The sequence below is a fragment of the Paenibacillus qinlingensis genome, assembly GCF_013204845.1.
Taxonomy (GTDB): Bacteria; Bacillota; Bacilli; order Paenibacillales; family NBRC-103111; genus Paenibacillus_E; species Paenibacillus_E qinlingensis.
Genome location: NZ_JABMKY010000005.1, coordinates 230,834 through 247,917, shown reverse-complemented (window position 1 = coordinate 247,917; position 17,084 = coordinate 230,834). Strand labels below are relative to the sequence as shown.

Genomic DNA, 17,084 nt, shown 5'->3' with positions numbered 1-17,084 from the left:
GTTGACCACATAGAAAATGCTAAGTTTTCGTGGTCTATTCTTTTAACGAACCGATCAAAACACCTTTTACAAAAAAACGCTGCAGGAACGGATACACCATGATAATCGGTAACGTTGTCACAATCATAGTCGCCATCACAAGCGATTTGGTAGAAACCCCTTGCAATTGACGTACAAACTCACTCGCAGCTCCCCCTGCTGAAGACAGCTGTTCAGACAAGGCATTGGAATTGATAATTTGATTCAGCAAGGTCTGTATGGGAATTAACTTGGGATTATTAATATAAATAGATGCTGTAAACCAATCATTCCACAGCCCAACCGCTGTAAATAGAGACAACGTCGCGATGACGGGACCCGAAATGGGAAGGATAATGGAGAAGAATGTGCGCATATGGTTGCAACCATCCATCTTCGCCGATTCCTCCAGCCCTGCGGGTAGTTCCATAAAGAATGTGCGGAAAATAATCACATTCCAAACCACGATGATTCCCGGTACTACAAGCACCCAAAATGTATCAATCATGTGCAAACTTCTTATCAAGATATACGATGGAATTAATCCGCCACTAAAAAACAAGGTGACAATGCACATAATCATAAAAAGTTTGCGGCCAATCAGGTATTTCTTAGTCAACCCGTATGCGAACATTGAAGTAAAGAAAATAGATAAGCATGTCCCTACCGTTGTCCGGAGAATGGAAACCCCGAAAGCCTGAACGAGCCGATCGTCTTTAAACACAACTTGATAGTTCTCCCAAGTAAAAGCTCGCGGCCAGAACGTAATACCACCTAGTGCCGTGTCCGTTCCAACATTGAAAGAGATCACTAGGCTGTTCCAGAATGGATACAATGTTAGGAAAGAAAGAAGAACAAGGATGACGATCACAGCCGTATCATAAGATTTATCTAGTAATTTCAACAAAAGCACCTCCTACCATAAGCTTGCACGCCCCATACGACGCGCCAAGAAGTTTGCAAGTACAAGCAGCACAACACTGATCACTGATTTAAACAATCCCACAGCAGTTGCGTAGGAGTACCGCTGTCCCAATATCCCGACTCGGTAAACATAAGTGTCAATAACGTCCGCCACAGGTCGCAATAAGGTATTGCCCCCATTGTTGGTCAGATTCAGAATATCATCAAAACCAGCGTTCAGAATGCCTCCAATATTCAAAATCAAGAAAATCATAATCACAGGTGTAATACCCGGGAGTGTAATATACATAATCTGGCGAAGTCTTCCCGCTCCATCCATGGCAGATGCTTCGTACAGATGGGGATCAATTCCCGCTATGGCAGCGAGATAAATAATAGCCCCAAAACCAATATCCTTCCACACCCCGGTTGAAACCAAGATTCCCCAGAAATACTCGGATTGCGACAGCCAGTTTATGGGTTCCTTGATGATTCCCATCTGCCCTAAAGCGATATTAATACTTCCATTGTCGATGGAAAGCATGGAAATGACAAAGCTCGATACGATAACCCATGACATGAAATGGGGCAGATAAGAAACCGTTTGAACAAATCGTTTAAAACCGAGGCTTTTGACTTCATTGAGAATTAATGCCAGTGCAATAGGTGCTGGAAAGCCGAAAACCAGCTTTAGCAGGGAAATCGCAAGCGTATTGCGCATGATGCGATAAAAATCAGGTGAGTGTATGAACATTTCAAAATGCTTAAGTCCCACCCAATCACTATGAAAAAATCCCGAAAATAAATTATAATTTTGGAACCCAATCAAGACGCCCCACATCGGCACATAACTGAAAATGAGAACCAATAGTACACCTGGGAGCACCATTACTTGCAAATCTATTTGAGCAATGAAGGATTGGAACCAGCCTTTACTTTTTGTTTTTGAGGCATGGTACGTTTTTTTATTTGTTGCGGCTTGCAACTCTGTCTGCATCATGTTCTCTCCTAACTCCTTTTGTTATTTTCATTATATCCCCAGTCAATTTGTGAAAATATGTTCCCCGCCAACGATAACATATACGAAAAATCGGGAATGAGAATAGACGTTGTATCTTAAAGTTCTTCATTTTTGGAGCTATGAAATGGACTGGGGAGATTTTGAGGATTAACTGGATTTTCTACATTTATTCCGAAGCAAAACTCCTCCTTTGGGAGTTTAACTGGATTTCCTACATCTAATTTCGCTCGAAATGTCCCGTTTTGTGAAATTCACCTGAAATAACGTGAGGAAATCCAGTTAAAATGCGAAACGCCGTGACGGGAGTGTTTATGGGCAGCTGTAAACTATGCTTTCGCTTGTAGTGCACAAAAAGCTGTACCTACGCAACTACCGTAGATACAGCTTCTCTATCCTTAGTGAAACTCTGATACGTAAAAATCTTCACCATACGTAGTGCCCGCATTATTGTAGATATAGATGAGGGCACTCGTGTTACTAGAGCCTGTTGTGAAGGAAATGGTTTGTCCCGTATACGTATTACCCGTGACGGCAGCCTTCTTTTCAACGCCCCCATAATTCTTGACACCTATATAGCCCATATCTCCTGACGTGACTTTGCCCCAGCCAGTCAACGTATACATCGTATTCGGCTTGAGGCCAGTAATGGTTTGCTCACATGCGCCAGTCCAACTAATTTTACAAGAATGCGTACCACCTATTGCGTTGGTGGCTACAATCTGATAACTTCCCCAACCTGACCAGCCATTGGTTCCATTCTCAAAGCCTGAGTTGACCGCCAGATTTGGATATTTGGGTATACGTACCAATTGCACATCATCCATATAACTTGTCGCGGTTGTATCGGCATATAGATAAATACTGGCACCAGTCCAACCGTTTAAAGGTGTAAAACGAAGGGTCTTCAGCGTATAATTCGTATCATACACGTTCTGTTTAACCGTAGTTCCACCAAAGTCCTTAGCGCCAATGGTTACACTGTTGCCTGACGTTGTTTTCACCCAAGCATTCAATTCATATTCTTCTCCGGATTTCAGTCCAGCTACATACTGACTCACCCCACCGAGCCATCCCGTCTTGCCTGCACTTGGTGCTATGTTCCCACCGGTAGCGGACAAACTTCCACCTCCCCATGCTGTCCATGCCGTGCTAGATGACTCCTCAAAACCAGGGTTTGCAATCATATTCGTGATAGCGTTCAAGGTATCCGTACGTTCATTGTTCGTTTCATCGGACTCACTGATCAAATTTTGATTATCAACGAATCCTGTAACCGTCAACTGCTCGGAATCCGCTATCCATCCCTGCGAGGTAAAAGTTCTAGTCTCCCCAGCAGCCATCTGTGTTGTACTACCTGCCCAATCTACACGAGTCCCGTTTATTTTTAAATTTGTACCTAGCCACTGCGTAGGCGTTTGCGTCGATCCCTGATTTTTGACTGTAGCTACAAAATGAATCTTTTCACCCTCTTTGAAATCTCTCTCCGCGACTTCCAATTTAGTGATCACCAAATCATACGTTGGAATAAATCCGCCTGGCGATGTTAAAGAAACGGTACTTTCATTATTAGACTCGTTCACCTCATGGACTGCGCCCCATGTATCAGCTACGCCACGCAATGACAGTTGATTGCGGTCGACCACCCATCCTTTTTTGGCTATTAATGTGATTGTTTCTCCAGGATTTAGCGTAAATGCATCCGGTGTACCAGCCCAGTCTGCCTCAACGGCTGCGCCGTCTATGTAGAACCGGGCACCGAACCATTCATTATTGATGGGGACATTGCCTTGATTCTTCACATTCATAACAAAATGTATGGTGGATCCAATCCCCCAATTTGGTTCCTGGACGCTGAGCGACACTGGTACTAGATCTTTGCCAACAATGAGGTTGATATATTGAGATATGGTATTATTGTTTTCTTGAACCTCAGCAATCTGATTTGACGCATCTGTCACAGCCTTCAATAAAAAACCTGATTTGGTTGCGTTCCAAGCAGACGAAGTCCATGTTACAGACTGCCCAGGGCCCAAATCAATAGAAAATGACTCATTTTTCACAAGTTGTCCATCCACCATAAATTGGTTTGTAATCGTTTGACTTCCAGTTGCAATGGTTCCATTATTACGAACGGTTAGTTGAAAATGAATCGGATCTCCCGTAGAGAAGCTCGCTTCTTGCACGCTTAGTGCTGAAACCTGTAAATCAACCCCTGACAATGACACACCCGCTCCGTTGTATGCGCCGATATTGGGTGACGTAGTCGTCGAGACAAGATTCCCCCAGTAATCTTGACCTCCATGATTTGCAACAACTGTACCTCCTGCTAGCGCAGGTGAGCCATACAACAGCTTGTAACCATCGACCGTGTGGATCCCATTCGCCCCACTTCCTGGGTTCACTAGCAGCGGATCACTCGTTATTTTGTTAGCATCTGTGGGCTCGTTAGCAGGGTGAAAACCATAGAATATATTATGATCCCAAGTAAGATTTGAACTTTGGCCCCACTCATAATTCCCATTACCTAAATTGTAGAAAAGATTGTTCTTAGAGGAGATGTTTGAGGCATATCCACCCCAATTATTAAACTTATAAATAGCCGGGCTGGAATCCCCTTTGACATACACGGTATTGTTGTAAATTTCGCCATTTACTGCTGAACCAAAGAAATTATAAATGGCCGCACCATCATTTTGACTTATATTATACCGAATCTTGAAATTACGGTTGGATTGCGGCGCCCACGTTCCATCCGTGTATATGCCTACTGCACCGCCTTCATTGTCATGTGTGTAATTATACTGAAGAATGGCGCCATCCTGTAAGTAATCCACGCCTAACCCAAGGCCATCCTTGGTTGTTCTAGTTAAATAAGCTTCATTGTATTGAATCTTGGCGTTCGTAGCGTTATACGTCCATATTGCGTTATTGTAGTCACCTGAACGAGCATTGGCATCATGCACCACATTATATTCGACGATTGGGGATGCCGTATCCCGAATGCTGATGCCATCTCCCCCAACGCTGTATACATAATTATTGCTTACTACAACTTTCGTGGAGGGATAATAAGCCGGTCGGGTAGTACCGCATGTGACAAGATCTGGATTACACCACCAGTCCGAGGTGACTACGATGCCTGCACGGTCCGTATCATACACCGTATTATTCATAATTTGGATGTCATTGAATTTAGACTGGACCTGATTGCCGTAGGTGTGAACCCAAATGCCACCATTTTGCTTATCGGTTTGAAGACCATTTACGTCATGTATGACCAAGTTTTTCATATAAATATGATTCAGAGTGCCAATATCTTTAGCCTCAATGGAAATCCCCATCTTTTGACCAGAGGCGGTGCCTTTGTTCGTAATTTCTAGGTTGTTAATTTCCCAATATTGTTGGTTATATAAAAACACAGCACCCGTATTCAAAATACCTCCTCCATTGATAATTGGTTTATTCCCCGTCCCGTACTGATCAATAATAATTGGACTTCCATCAGTACCAGAACCTAATGGATGCAATTGTCCTGACCATGAACCTCCGGATTTAAACAAAATGTGATCACCTGGCTGGAACGTCGTCCCGTTGACCTTAGCTAACGTTTTCCAAGCCGTTTGCTCACTTGTACCCTCGTAGGTGTTATTACCGTTAATATCATCGACATAATAGTTCGTTCCTGCTGCATAAGTGGTATCTGTCGTCAATAAAACAAACAAGCAACAGCTCAGCATAAAACTACAACAACAAATAACAAGTATCTTCATTCCTTTCACCATATACGTCACTTCTCTTTCCTTGTTGTATTTTCAAGCTTTTTCAAGCCTCAAACGGATAATGACTTGTAGATTTTTTGATTTATTATTATCTGAGCTTGCTCCACTCTTTCTCGAATCAGTAAACCCAGTTGCTGCTCAATGTATTGATTTCTGACAGCATTCCTCACCTTGTTATAATCCAGATATTGACCTGGCTGTCGTTCCTTAACATGGAACAGCACCCAAGTAGACCGTTCATCCACTATCTTGCTGGTCTCACCCACCTTTAACTCTTTGATGGCATTCCAAATGGAAGGATACTTCGATTCAGCGGAATCCTGTCCTTGGGTATACGTGATCTCTTCATAATGAGCTTGAGATTGATTGGACAGCATTAATGAGAACTCACTACAATTCTTGAGCGAATTCACTACTTGTTCTAATTGATACAAGGACGAATCTCTATTACTTTCGTTGTAAGGAAGCGATATAATTTCCAAGCGAAAATGATCCGGCTCTCGATATCGCGCCTCCTTCGTTGCCTCATATTCTTCTCGCAGCAGCTCCTCTTTGATCTGCTTGGTATTGGCCCAAGCATCTTTCAATTCAATCTTCATTTTGGAATGGCTATATTCGAAATATTGCCCTTCGTCAAATTGTGCCGGTCCATAAATGACCCCACCCTTGGCGACCGTCTCTTTCCTGCGCTTATTTTCGAGTAACCACGCCGTTAGGAAGCTTTTATAGTCCAAGGTATTGTTTAGATGTTCATCATTGGCAAGCTTATCTTCAACTTTAATACGTATGAGCGTATCCAGCGCTTTTTTCTTCAATAGCTCCTTCGGAACCTCTCCACCAATTCTTCCTTCCCAGAAACTTGGACTGTTCTCCGCTCCGTATTTGTCATGAAAATAATTAAATACGTAACTTCGATTTTGGTTCATTACCCTCAACATCTCCCCTTTCTCAATCGGAATGCCGTCTACCCAAGCCACTGTGGATGACTGAGAAGAATTTCCGCAAGATGTCATGAGCAGGCATAACAAACTAATAAAGAAGAACAGCAACCTCCATGTTGTAATTCCCCCGTTCGTTACCCTAATCTTCATTTGATTCTCATCTCCTCACCCATAAAGTATGCGCTTTCATAATAGCTTGAACGGCTCATAACAATTCTATAAGACATGTAGCTAGATATCTATGTTCGCCAACAATGAAAAGATATTCCTGTACATGGCCGCTCTTATTTATTCTGGATATTCCGCAGCAATAAAAGGGGTCCTATTGACTTTAATAGCCATAGCACCCCATAAAATTAACTTATTTGTGAACCTCGCTTATTCCTTCACAGAACCAAGCGTTGCGCCCTTCTCAAAGAACTTCTGGAAAAAGGGGTATGAAGCCACAAGTGGGAACATAGCCAGCAAAATCGCAGCCATTTTCACATTGAGCCCTAAATTCTGAGACATCGCTTCTGTCGAAGCATCTGATCCTGTCTGCGAAGAGCCGACGACAACCATTTGCCTTAGTAGCGCCTGCAGCGGCCATTTGTCTGATTTCAGATAAATGATAGCATGGAAAAATTCATTCCATCTATCCACCATGAAAAAGATGGTAAACGTCGCGATAATAGGTGTCGAGAGGGGAATGACAACTGACCAAAGAATACGGGTCTCTCCAGCACCATCCATCCGTGCCGCTTCATCCAAGCTCGGCGGCAGCCCTTGAAAGAAGGTTTTCATAATGAGAATGGTGAACGCATTCGTTAGTACCGGCAGCATGACAGCCCAATATGACTCCAACAGTCCGAGTGATTTGACTACAAGATAATTGGGAATAATGCCGACTTGGAACACCAAGGTTAAGAAGATGAGCGACATCATGATACCGCGTCCTTTGAGCTCTTTCTTGGATAAGGCATACGCCAATAAGATGGAGACCGCTACACCAAGAAGTGTTCCTACAAACGTAATCAGGACTGTATTACCAACCGACTTCATGAAGACAGGTGTGGAGAATAAATATTTGTAGGCATCAAGCGTCCATCTCGGTGGAAGTAAGAAAAAGGCACCGCTCTCCGAATCCGTAGAAAAACTAAATGAAACGGCCAGCATATACAGAAATGGGATAATGACAAAGGAGCAGAAAATAAAAAGTAAAGCGGAAAGCGCAAGATCGTAAAGTTTGAGTGATTTCATGTTCCGCCTCCTCTTAGAAAATGCCATCCTCGCCGAGTAGCTTAGCCAGATAATTGGCCCCTACGACGAGAATGAGACTAACAACCGATTTGAAGAGTCCGACCGTTGTCGCCATGGAGAAATTCCCTTGCACTAGACCTACTTGATAGACGTATAGATCAAAGACATTGGCAACATTATGAACCAGCGGGTTATCCGCCAAGAATATTTGATGGAAATTGGAATCCAGCGCTGTGCCTAATTGAAGAAGTACAAGCACCACGATAGTGCTCCGTATACCCGGCAGCGTCACATTCCACATACTGCGAAGTTTGCCAGCGCCATCAACATCCGCTGCATCGTACAATTCAGGATTGATACCAGCCAGTGCGGCGAGCAAAATGATAGTTCCCCAACCCATATCACGCCATATATGCTGCAGCACCATCATCGGCCGAAACCAGTGTTCGGAAAGCAGAAAAGGAATATCGTTACCGCCCCATTGATTAAGGGCATGATTGATGACACCGGAAGGACTAAAGAAAATCAACGTGATGCCTGCAATAATGACCCACGACACAAAATGGGGCAAGTAGAGAACAGATTGCACCAGCTTTTTATATAGCTTAAACCGTAAATCATTCAGTAATAGTGCCAGCACGATCACGAAGGGAAAATAAAATACGAGATTATACAAGCTAAGCAGCAATGTATTACGAAGGAGGATTAGAAAATCCGCTTTAGCGAACAGTTCCTTAAAGTTAGCAAGACCTACCCATTCACTTTCGAAAAAACCCCGGAAAGGGCTGTAATCCTGAAAAGCAAGTAACAGCCCCCATACCGGAAAATATTTGAAAACTAGAAAATACAGCATGCCAGGCAGCGCGAACGCATACAACGGCAACGATCGTTTCATCGCATTTCCCATCCGAATTCCACCTATCTGTCTAATTATCTAACCAACTTAGGGATGATCTTTGGTGTACTGTTCCATGTATTCTTTGAGAATAGCTCCGCCAGTCCCCGCAGCCCATGCATCGATTTCCTTCTGAACTAGGCTATAGTCACCTTCACCAAGTACGTATTTTGTGGCTGCGGCTGCTAGTGGCTTGCTATGATCTGGATTTTTACCAGCCGTTGTCGAGACATAAGGAAGGAACGGGTTAGCAATACCAATTTTGGAAATAGCTTCTAGCGTCGCTCTACTTGCTTTGAGCACATCAGGATCGATGATCGTTTTGGCGTAGTAATAAGGATCATAGCGATTTTCCATCACGAACAAATCAATACGGTCACTCGCGAAAGCTTTAGTCTGCTCCGGTGTACGCTCCGTAATCCCATTTTTAAGGCCACTTGAATGAACTCCAACAACTCCAGTTTGGAAGAACACGTCGTTTTCTTCAGAAGCTGTGAAATCCAAGAAATCAACAATTTTGGATACCTTATCTTTGGCCACGCCTTGTGGAACCACCCAAATACCGTAATAACCGGACACAACCGCTGCACCTTTTTTGCCATTTGGTCCTGTGATGGACGGGATGGCTACGATTTTGGCTCCAGGATCAGTTTTCACTAGCTTATTAACGTTGATACCTGCTGGGTCGATATGTTGAACTTGACCTACATAGGCTCCAGCTACGCCTGCATAAAACTTATCTTGTGCCGGAGTCGCCTTTTGTACTGGCGCATCTTTATCGATTAACTTATCTGCGTATGCGGTTCTAAGCCAATCCAGATAGCTTTTGTATTGCGGGTCTTGAAAGCTCGCAATAGCTTTCGTGCCATCCACCTTAAAGCTATTCGGAATGCCGAAAGCGAATGCTATAGGGTTAATCATGCCAAAAGGTGGAATTTGCGTATAAGCATCCGGCTGATTGTTGACGACCATCGGGATCGTTTTACCACTGCCTGCTGGATCCTTTTCCTTAAACACTTTAAGTGCATTCGTCAATTCATCCAAGGTTTGGGGAACAGGCAGATTGTACTTATCCAACCAGTCCTTACGCATAATGACATTCGCTTCCCCGCCTCCATACAAGCCACGAGGTCTTGGAATTCCGAAACGCTTGCCGCCTGACTCCATATTCTTCCACGTTTGTTCAGGAATGAACTCGAGGTTCTTTTTTCCTTTGATGAAAGAACTCAAATCCTGAAATGCGCCGCTTTTGACAAAGCTTTGATATTTGTCAAAGGGATCCGTGAAAAGCACGAGGTCATACTTTGCACCTGAAGTAAGTGCGACACTAAGCTTATCGGAATAGGCATCCGAAGGAACGAAATCAATATCCAGTTTGACGTTACCACGCTTCTCAATGTCAGCCTTTGCAGCATTGTTCTCTGAGTTCGGCAGTTGCCCGAAAATAATAGCAAGTACCTTCAGCGTAGTAGGTGCTGCGGTTGTATTGGAAGCTGTCGCTCCCCCTGGCGTAGCGCTCGGTGTACTGCTTGACGATGAACAACCTGCAGCTATACTGCCAAGCAGCATCGTTGCTGCCAGGATTGTCATTCCTTTTTTAATAATCATGTCGTGATCCCCTCTCGTCTATTCAATTGAACTTGCCTCATTAGTATAGTTGGTATGGAATTGCTTCTAACATGGCGTAATCATCGAACTGTGTACCCGATTTGTGAATCCTGTTAAACAACGCCGATTTCTGCTAGTAAGTAGGTTATAATGAAAATAGCCAGATGCTTACGAAACTATTTTTCTAACGAATACTCTAAAGAGGTGCAACAGCTTGCGTTTTCTAACCTTTGTCCAAAGAAGCTTCTTCGTTCGTGTCCTCTTGCTCATGATTGCCGTGTTATTAATCCCCTTGCTGATTCTGGCTGGAAGTACGCAAAAGGAAGCTGATGCCGCCATTCGAAAGCAGGTTAACCGCATTAATGACCAAGTCGTTAGGCAGATCATGGAGCGAATCGAAATAACCATGTCCCAAATTCAAACTGTAGGCAATCAATACGGATCAACACCATCCGTGCTTGCCGCATTAACATCGACAGGCAGCCTATCCAGCGATGCGATTCGTGTCAATGATGCCAGTGCAACCCTGGATATTGCAGCTTCCCTGCTGCGAAGTAATAATGATCTTGCGCTTTACAGCCAGTGGAACGACAAACTCATCACGACATCTCAGAATGTCGAATATGAGAACAAGCTGCTATTTCACGATACTGCCAAAACATTCCTACAAAGCAATACATCTTGGATATATCAAGACGCCGATGAAGAGCATGTCTATTACCAACGACGTATTCCTTTCGATACTTGGCTGGACGCGAAGGGCAGTCTGCTCATCTCTATTAAGAAAGACTTATTTCATCGTTTAATCGAAAATGTAGAGAAGGACAATAAAGGCTTCTTCACGATTGCTACCAGCCATGGGGCCGTTCTTGCTTCAACACGGCTAGGCTCACAAGATGATATCGCTGCACAAACTGCCTTAGTATTGTTCGAGTGGGCGACTAGGAACAAACCTGCACAGTTTCAGTTCCATCAATCCCTGTACTCCATCCAACAGTCAAACGATTATGATGCTACCCTGCTCATTTCTGAAATTCCACAGGGTGCTTTGACAGAGGATACAGACCGGATCAGGCAATATGTCCGCTATTTAGTCATTCTGCTTGGGGTGATAGGTTTCATCTTTGTACTTGGTTTCGCTTATTATTTATACCGCCCGCTTTATGCGGTGCGTCGCCATATTGATCGTATTAAGCAAGGTGATTTCCGAATCGTCACTACGATTCCCACCTCGAATGAAATCGGTGAGCTCAGTCATGTCCTCAATACGATGTCATCTAGGTTGCAAACGCTTGTTGAAGAGTTAAAAGAAACAGCTGACTTGAAGAGGCGGACTGAAATAAAAGCGCTGCAATCGCAAATTAATCCCCACTTCCTTTACAATAGCTTAAACACAATTCTGATGTTTGCACATCTAGGCGAGAATGGGAAAATTAAGTCCCTCATGGGCAGCTTAATTTCGCTGTTGCGTTATTCGATGGAAAATTTTGAAGGGCTCGTCCCCTTATCGAAAGAAATTGAGTACATACGGGATTACATGCATATGCTTGAACTTCGTTATGAGCGACCACTTACCTTACAAACGCAAATTGGGGAAGGTTTGATGGATATGCCCACTCCTAAATTGCTTCTTCAGCCTTTAATTGAAAATGCCTTGTTTCATGGCGTACTTCCATTGAAGCATATTCTTGGTCTCTTATGTATCCGTGTCTATGCGACTGAAGATCGCGAAGCTGTTATCCTCGAAGTTTCCGACAATGGCAAAGGCATGGACGAAGGTAGTGTTAACCAACTTCGATTACTACTAACCAACGAACAGGGTGTCGAGAATATTGGACTTCGCAATGTGTGGGAACGTATCGGACTCGTTTACGGTCATCCAACGTCTTACCATATCGAGAGTTCTCCAGGGGAAGGAACTTTATTTCGCTTCCAATTTCCATACAAAACTTGAAGGAGGATACCCCTATGTCCAAAATCAGCGTCGTCTTAATAGAAGATGAACCGCCAGCCCGTCAAGTTTTCCGGCAAATGATTCAGAAGCGCAGCGATCTATTTGAACTCGTCGGGGAAGCTGAAAATGGTGAAGAAGGTTATCTGCTTATCCAAGATAAGCGTCCTGCCCTTCTTGTTACGGATATTACAATGCCAGTGAAAGACGGATTAGAGATGCTTCGTGAAGTGAACCGCTCACTCGTAAGTCCACCCTATGCCATTATTCTAACGTGTCACGAGGATTTTCATTATGCACAGCAAGCGATTGAACTGGGGGCATCCTCCTATCTCCTCAAGGAACGCTGCCTCCTCGATGAAGATTTGCTGACACGTACCATGGAGAATGTGATCCCTGCCATATTGAACGAAACAGAAGCGCGAGCGGCTAGAGCAGAAATGGAAAAAAGGTTGCGTATACACGAGTTGGATATTGAGCGAAACCATTTTCTAGACATGCTGCTTGGACATGAGCAGGAGTGGCTTCATCATCTTGAGAGATCTGGTTATGAGACGCAAGCTGGCCCACATTCTCTCTTCTGGATTGAATTCGATCGCAGCTCACTTCGATTCTCCTTGCACATGTCAGAGGAGCTTAAGCTGTGGCAATTCGCCGCTGTAAATGTGTTGAGAGAATTTGTTAGCCTATGGGGCCCCAACCGAATTATCGCATTCGATAAGGGGCGCTTTCTCGTGATGTGCTGTGGCGAGCGAAGTTTGGAAGCCGACGCCGGCCAACAAATCTCCGACATCCTGAATCGCTTTCTTAAGATGGGAAGTTATGTACTTCATTTGCATACGTCAAAGCCGTCTGAACTGATCAGCCTATTACCGTGGATCAAACGAACGTACCGGGAGCGCGATTTGTATTTCTATGAGGAGCAGCGAGTTGCCATGACTTCCTTCTCCTCCATTGATTCCTTATTTCACTTTACACAATTGCCAACCGAAACCCGCACACTCTGGAAGGACAAATTGCTTGAAGGGTTACTTCGTGGAGCATCATCCTCGACTAGCGACAGCCCCGCTGCACGCTTCTTTCAAGTAGCTGCAGCGCATAAATGGTCCCCTCACCAAGTTCGAGATTTATTCGCTGAAGTAATGGCTGATCTTCGGACATTTACTCGTATGAAAGAGCTTCCTCCCCATCATAGTGGAGAGTCCGACACCTTACTCATAGAGGCTCTGAAAGATCGTCAAACACTTCGCTCCTTGTATCAGACATGCTCGTCATATACAAACTCGTTTACCGATAGGATGGGATCGGGCCCCTCCATCGATCGAACGGTTGCAACCATTGTTCAAACCATTAAGGAGCATCCCGAACATAACTATCTCTTAGATGAACTGGCGGAGAGTATTAACTATAGCGCAAATTACTTTGGTCAGGTTTTCAAAAAAATAACGGGCGAGTCGCTAACGTCGTTCGTTACGCATCAACGGATAGAACGTGCCAAGCTGCTCCTCCTTACCTCGGATCGAAAGACATTTGAAATTGCTCAAGATGTTGGTTTTCCTAACTATCGCCATTTCAATCGATTGTTCAAACGTATCGTCGGCTGCTCGCCTACTGAATTTCGAGACAACGATTCTTCCCTTCCTAGGGAATCGACAAGGTAACCTATGACAAAGCAAACAAGCTGGCATGAGATAATCATAAGCGCCAGCTTGTTGCCTAGTTTGGAGATTTCACCACTAATTAACTACTTTCGTTCCGATACATCACTGGATTAAGATTACTGGCAATGGGATCGCCAACCTTCAATCCAGGCATCCATTTATGCAGATCTGTTTTGCGCGCATTCGTATCTGGTTCGAGAACACACGCCCCATCCGCTACATAAATGATCGTCATAACCTCTCGAGTGAGTGCCGTTGGGTTACCAGGAGCACTATGCAACGTCCATCCAGCATGAAATGTCGCATCCCCTGCCGACATCGCACCATAATTGACTTGTAACAGTTCTTCACTTTCAATGTAATCACTTAATGTCTTATGGGATTGATCTGAAATTTCTAATCGGCTTATATAGCCTCTTTCCTGAGATCCAGAAGCAAATGTCATGGATCCAACATCCTGCGGAATGTCCACTAATGGCATCCAGAGTGTGATTGTTTTGTCCGTATCCACTGGCCAGTAGATCTGATCTTGATGCCAAGGTGTATGACCGCCTCCGGGCTCCTTGAAAAGGGCTTGATCATGGTACATGCGAACGCCATTAACCCCCATCAACTCAGCAGCAACTTTGGCAAAACGCCGACCAAATACAAATCGACGAATCATTTCATCCTGTTCCCATATATTTTGTATCTGAAGAAAAGCTTTTCCATACGTGTCTCTTTCCCCAAGAGGACGAGACTCCCGGTTCAGTCTCTTCACAACTTCCTGAATCTTAGGGCGAATTTCATTAATCATACTCGGGCTTGCTAAGCCCCGAATCAAGGTATGCCCCTCTCTCGTATAGGATTCGATTACATCCTCCGCAAGGGTATAACATGCTAAGAACTCATCACTCACTTGAACTTTTTCGCTCATTCTCACTCACTCCATTTATTCATTTGAACATCCAATAAACCAATGATATCATGGAGTAATCACAATTGATTTGCAGAAAGGAGTTTTCTTTTTGGACTTTTCCGATATGATATTCCCACTCCAACTCCATGCTGAGTTTAAAGATATCTCATCTAGTGTCCATTGGGCCAAACTTCATACTACACGCAATGGCTATGAGTATGCCGAGCGACGGATCTATGATTTTGAACTCCTTTATGTCAAAACAGGAAGCATCGTCGCTTATCTTGGCAAACATCGTTATCCGTTAAAGAAAGGTCAGATGCTGTTTATCTCATCTGGTATTTCGCATTATATCCAAGTAGAAACCCAGCCAGAAGCTGAGTTTTTGGGCATTCATTTTGATTTTTTTGACGAGCTTGAAATTTTGATCGATCAGGATATTATCGTTGATAACGAAACCGTAGATCCTCAACTCTTCTGTAAGGAACCACTAATTCAAGGTTTTGAACCTCTCAGCCTTCAGCCTGTTATTGTGCCATCCCCACAGATGATCGAACTCATGGAAGTCATCGTTGATGAGTTTAACGAACGTAATCCAGGTTATGACGTTATTTGCAAAGGACTCATGGGGCAAATCATCGTTGCACTTTTTCGAGCCCAGTTCAATATGACACAAGCTGCCCATACGTTGTACGGGGAAAGTATCATAGAGTTAACCAAGTGGCTATCCATTCACTATGGGGAAAATTGCTCTAATTCGTCTCTTGCTGCCCGCGTGAATCTAAATGAAGATTACTTGGCCAAACAATTCAAAGCCGTCACAGGCACTTCTCCCAATAAATATGTTCAAATGCTTCGTCATCGCGAAGCCAAACGTCTTCTCCGTGAATCCGATTATACAGTCGAATACATTGGACAGATCGTTGGCTACGACGACCTTCATTATTTCAGTCGGATCTTTCATAAATGGGAAGGCATTTCACCACGAGAGTACCGGAAATTGTCATTTATTTATTAATTGGACAATGGCGGGAAACAGAGCACGACTTCTAGTTCTGAATCCACTAAGGCAGTCCATGTTACTTTCCCCACCGATGCCGGAATAAATAAGAAATCTCCTTGGGCAATCGACTGCACACGACACTCTTTTCCTACGTTCCCGTCATCTCCAGTCGTTATAACCCCTGCCCCAGAGACAACGATTGCGATGATAAAAGTCTTATGCTCCTTAGGTGAATAGGTGGTTCGTACGCGTAGTCGATTCATCCCGAAAAGTCTTGTAGCATCTTCGCCAATTAGAATAGATTCCTCTGCATCCACACTCGCATGAATGAGCTGAGGTTCCTTACGCCATTGGCGAAGCATGTCCTCCTCCGAGTAATCATCATAATGAAAGCAATCAAAAAGCGCGTCAAACCCTGCACCTTGATGAATAAGCAAATCTGGTATGACACGCCCTTCAGGTGTTGTCCGCTCCGTACGCAGCGTGTAATCCGTAGGTTCCTGTACCTCGATCAAGAAACATCCCGCCCCAATCGCATGCGGAACACCTCCTTCAATGAAAAACACATCACCTGGTTGTACTTCGATTTTGTGAAGCGCCTCCAGCATACCTGTGATGTTCTGCTCATAAAACAGCCTTTCCCAATGCTCCCTCGTCACGCCTGGCTTAAAGCCGAAGAACACATGCGGCGGATCCCCATCTACCGTGCGGCCGCCTAGGATATACCACGATTCGGTTTTGCCAAAATCGGAGTCTAGGATATCTTTAGCGAATTGTTTATCCGGATGTACTTGAATCGTCAGGCGGCTGAGCGAATCAATCATTTTGACTAGAACGCCGGTTTGATTGCCAAATTTCGCTGCATGCCCCTCTCCAAGATACAAAGCTGGGTCACTTGCTATTAAATCCCTCAACAGCATAGGTTCTTCGTTATCTAACTGTATATAACTAAGACCTTCGTCCATGATGGACTCACGTCCTGGGTTACGCGCCTTGACCGTAGAGGCGATCCAATCTTCTGGAAGCTCACCATCTTGTGGATCGCTTTTGCCCTGCCAACTCTCCAGCTCTTTACCTCCGAGATACGTCCTCCACACTCTGGAAGAGAATAGCTTAAGCACCCTATCGTGTAACGCCTTTCGGTTATCTAGTCCCATCGCTCCATTA

Annotated in this window: 12 protein-coding genes; 3 read left to right on the top strand and 9 right to left on the bottom strand. The window is 44.2% G+C overall.

Features of this window, described 5'->3' with window-relative positions; all coding sequences use genetic code 11:
• Positions 1–34: 34 nt before the first annotated feature.
• The 7 genes from HQN88_RS12965 to HQN88_RS12935 form a co-directional block, all read right to left on the bottom strand.
• Complete coding sequence (locus HQN88_RS12965) at positions 35–931, bottom strand: carbohydrate ABC transporter permease (RefSeq protein WP_420794182.1); 897 nt, start codon at positions 929–931, stop codon at positions 35–37.
• A 3-nt stretch (positions 932–934) separates the two neighbouring features.
• A complete protein-coding gene (locus HQN88_RS12960; RefSeq protein ID WP_246320226.1) occupies positions 935–1,810 on the bottom strand; it encodes an ABC transporter permease in 876 nt (291 codons plus the stop codon).
• Between the two features lie 527 nt (positions 1,811–2,337).
• Positions 2,338–5,724, bottom strand: a complete 3,387-nt coding sequence (locus HQN88_RS12955) for a CARDB domain-containing protein (RefSeq protein WP_173112098.1) — start codon at positions 5,722–5,724, stop codon at positions 2,338–2,340.
• 47 nt (positions 5,725–5,771) lie between these two features.
• A complete protein-coding gene (locus tag HQN88_RS12950) occupies positions 5,772–6,812 on the bottom strand; it encodes a peptidyl-prolyl cis-trans isomerase (protein WP_173112095.1) in 1,041 nt (346 codons plus the stop codon).
• 228 nt (positions 6,813–7,040) lie between these two features.
• Positions 7,041–7,901: a carbohydrate ABC transporter permease gene (locus HQN88_RS12945; protein ID WP_173112092.1), complete on the bottom strand. Its 861-nt coding sequence runs from the start codon at positions 7,899–7,901 to the stop codon at positions 7,041–7,043.
• Between the two features lie 13 nt (positions 7,902–7,914).
• Positions 7,915–8,808, bottom strand: a complete 894-nt coding sequence (locus HQN88_RS12940; protein ID WP_246320209.1) for an ABC transporter permease — start codon at positions 8,806–8,808, stop codon at positions 7,915–7,917.
• A gap of 36 nt (positions 8,809–8,844) precedes the next feature.
• Positions 8,845–10,404 carry an extracellular solute-binding protein gene (locus HQN88_RS12935; protein ID WP_173112089.1) on the bottom strand — a complete coding sequence of 520 codons (1,560 nt, stop codon included), beginning with the start codon at positions 10,402–10,404 and terminating at the stop codon, positions 8,845–8,847.
• Positions 10,405–10,618: 214 nt separating this feature from the next.
• On the opposite strand from HQN88_RS12935, the gene HQN88_RS12930 reads away from it, so the two are divergent.
• Both HQN88_RS12930 and HQN88_RS12925 read left to right on the top strand, forming a co-directional pair.
• The gene (locus HQN88_RS12930) at positions 10,619–12,358 is read left to right on the top strand and encodes a sensor histidine kinase (RefSeq protein WP_173112086.1); all 1,740 of its coding nucleotides are present in this window, start codon (positions 10,619–10,621) and stop codon (positions 12,356–12,358) included.
• 14 nt (positions 12,359–12,372) lie between these two features.
• A complete protein-coding gene (locus HQN88_RS12925; protein WP_173112083.1) occupies positions 12,373–14,016 on the top strand; it encodes a response regulator transcription factor in 1,644 nt (547 codons plus the stop codon).
• Between the two features lie 79 nt (positions 14,017–14,095).
• Here the strand turns inward: HQN88_RS12925 and HQN88_RS12920 are convergent, their stop codons facing one another.
• The gene (locus tag HQN88_RS12920) at positions 14,096–14,932 is read right to left on the bottom strand and encodes a phytanoyl-CoA dioxygenase family protein (RefSeq protein ID WP_173112080.1); all 837 of its coding nucleotides are present in this window, start codon (positions 14,930–14,932) and stop codon (positions 14,096–14,098) included.
• A 91-nt stretch (positions 14,933–15,023) separates the two neighbouring features.
• Here HQN88_RS12920 and HQN88_RS12915 point away from each other — a divergent pair, with 91 nt between their 5' ends.
• Positions 15,024–15,932, top strand: coding sequence for a helix-turn-helix domain-containing protein (locus tag HQN88_RS12915; protein ID WP_173112077.1), 909 nt, complete (start codon positions 15,024–15,026; stop codon positions 15,930–15,932).
• On the opposite strand, the gene HQN88_RS12910 is transcribed toward HQN88_RS12915, so the two are convergent.
• Positions 15,929–17,074, bottom strand: a complete 1,146-nt coding sequence (locus tag HQN88_RS12910) for a type I phosphomannose isomerase catalytic subunit (RefSeq protein WP_173112074.1) — start codon at positions 17,072–17,074, stop codon at positions 15,929–15,931. The two genes, HQN88_RS12915 and HQN88_RS12910, sit on opposite strands and share 4 nt — an antisense overlap.
• Positions 17,075–17,084 lie beyond the last annotated feature (10 nt).